The following is a 2558-nucleotide window of genomic DNA, read 5'->3' as shown; positions in this document are numbered from 1 at the left end:
TGCGTATTCCACGGAAGATGGGCATCGATTCCACGGCATCGTGGGCAGCCATTCCACGCCTCGGGCAGTCTGGCCGACTGGTGCATGGGGTCAGGCCCGACCTGACAGGTCAAGCGGTTTCATGGTGACCGCGCGCTTGCGCATGCTCTCTCCGGCGAGGGGTAGTCGGTGTGCGTTATGAACGAGCCGGTCGAGGATAGCGTCGGCCAGGGTCGGGTCGCCAATGGTCTCGTGCCAATGCTCCACCGGGAGTTGGCTGGTGACAATTGTGGAGCCACGGCCGTGACGATCTTCAAGGATCTCCAGCAGGTCTCGCCGTTCGGGAACGGACAACACTGACAGGCCCCAATCGTCGAGGATGAGCAACTCGGTCCGCTCGATGGCTTTCAGCGTCCTGGCGTGCCGCCCGTCGCCACGGGCGATGGCGAGAGCCTCGAACAGGCGCGGCACGCGGTGGTAGGCGACGCGTCGGCCATCGCGGCAGGCCTTGTGGCCAAGGGCGCAGGCAATCCAGCTCTTTCCCAGTCCGGTTGGACCGGTGATGAGCAGGTTCTCATGGCGTCCGATCCATGCGCCATCGACGAGGTGCGCCATGACGGCACGATCAATACCGCGCGGAATGCGCAGGTCGAGATCCTCGACGCAGGCAGCCTGTCGCAGGGCGGCGAACTTGAGTCTTCCGATCAGTCGCTTGGCGTCCCGTTCGGCGGCCTCGCGATCGACCAGCAGGCCGAGGCGATCCTCAAAGCCGAGGCTGTCGTATGTGGCGTGGGCCTGGCGCTGCTCGTCCAGTGCCTTGACCATGCCGGTGAGGCCGAGGGCGACGAGCCGTTCGGAGGTGGGATTGATCAGCAAGGTGGGTCTCCTTTCGATGGTAATAGCCCCGTCCGCGGATGTTCGAATGCCGAAGCGGGGGTTGTTCGGGGCTTTCTTCGAGGAAGGCGCTGTCGAGCCCGCTCGACAGGATCGATCTGATTGAGGCCACGGAGCGGGCCCGGATGGATATTCCCCGCCGGCAGGCTGCGTCGAGGCGGGCGGGTTCATAGCTCCTGGCCAAGGCAAGAACGCCGAGGCAGCTTCGAAAGCCCTGCTCGGGATGGGGGCGGTCTGCCATCACAGCCTCGCAAAATGCCGTCACCGACGGGCCGAGCCTGGCCGCTTGCGCCAGGACACGGGCCGGCGTCCATTCCGCATGGCGGCGGTGGGACGAGGGCATGTGCTCTGGAACTGTCACGTGGCTGCGTCGACCAGGGCAGCGGGGATGGCTGGCAACCCGTTGCCCCTTGTGGAAGATCTCGACGACAGGACCGCAGACGCGGACATCGACCTCCTGCCGGATCAGTCTGAACGGCACGGAATACCACGAGCTGTCGACCTCGACGTGATAGTCGGGCGCCACGCGGGCCCGCTTCCAGCGGGCAAACCTGTAGGGCTCCGGCGGCAGCGGCTCGAGGTTCGGCCGGTCGATCGTGGCAAAGAGGTCGGCACGGCTGGCGCCATAGCCGCGCATCACGCGCATGTTCAATTCATCCAGCAGCCGTCGGATGGCAGCGTTCAGATCGACCAGAGAGAAGAAGCGCAGGTTGCGCAGCCGCGCCAAAATCCAGCGCTGCGCGACTTGCACGGCGACTTCCACCTTCGCCTTGTCGCGGGGCTTGTAGGGCCGCGCGGGCAGGATGGCGGTGCCGTAGTGGCTGGCCATCTCGGCATAGGTCCGGTTCAGCCCCGGATCAAAGCGGTCGGCCTTGAACACCGCCGACTTCAAGTTGTCGGGCACCACGACCTTCGGCACACCGCCAAGGAATGTGAACATCCGGACATGTGCCTCAATCCAGTCCTCGAGGCCCTCGGATGGCACGGCCTCGGCATAGGTGTAGTTGGAGGCCCCCATCGCCGCGACGAACAGCTTCATGGCCCGGGCTTCCCCGGTTGCAGGATCGATCACGTCGATCGTGTCGCCGGCGAAGTCGACGAAGACCTTCTCGCCGCCGATATGGGTTTGCCGCATCGTCGGCCGGACCCGACCCTTCCAAGCCTCGTAATGCTCGCAAAACCACGCGTAGCCAAAGCCAAGGGGATGGACTGTGCGATACTCCTCCCACAGCAGGGCGCGCGTGACCCCCGGGCGTCGCAGTTCCCGATCCACCAAGGTCCAGTCGGGCACCGGACGTTCCCCGTCCGGCACCGATGGCGCCGCCGGGAACAACAGCAGCTCGAGGTCGTCGTCGGACAACGCGGCGGGAAGCGGCCAGGTCACACCAACCTTCCGCGCCCGCCCGAGATACGTCCCGACAGTTCCCTTCCCAAGCCCAAGCGAGGCGGCGATCGCCCGCTCGCTCAGCCCGTTCGCATACTTCAACCGTAGAACATCTCGTATCCGGCGCATTGACAGTCGTCCCGTTGGCATCTCGGCTCCCTCGTAAAGAAACGAGGGTCACCGTAGCTTCAGACTGTCGGCCGGGCCCGCCCACGATCGCGTGGAACGGCTGCCCATCATCGCGTGGAATCGCTGCCCACGATCAGCTGGAATGGGTGCCCATCATCCCGTGGAACACGCA

1 protein-coding gene and 1 pseudogene are annotated in these 2558 nt (G+C 65.3%); both read right to left on the bottom strand.

Features of this window, described 5'->3' with window-relative positions; translation table 11 throughout:
* Positions 1 to 90 precede the first annotated feature (90 nt).
* Positions 91 to 855, bottom strand: a complete 765-nt coding sequence (gene istB, locus FA740_RS19230) for an IS21-like element helper ATPase IstB (RefSeq protein ID WP_169306390.1) — start codon at positions 853 to 855, stop codon at positions 91 to 93.
* Positions 856 to 871: 16 nt separating this feature from the next.
* A pseudogene (gene istA, locus FA740_RS19225) lies at positions 872 to 2407 on the bottom strand (IS21 family transposase); the annotation flags it as partial.
* Positions 2408 to 2558 lie beyond the last annotated feature (151 nt).

This window comes from Paracoccus hibiscisoli (assembly GCF_005048265.1).
GTDB classification, from domain to species: Bacteria; Pseudomonadota; Alphaproteobacteria; order Rhodobacterales; family Rhodobacteraceae; genus Paracoccus; species Paracoccus hibiscisoli.
Note: the sequence above shows the minus strand (reverse complement) of the source record. Positions and strands in the feature narration are given on the sequence as shown.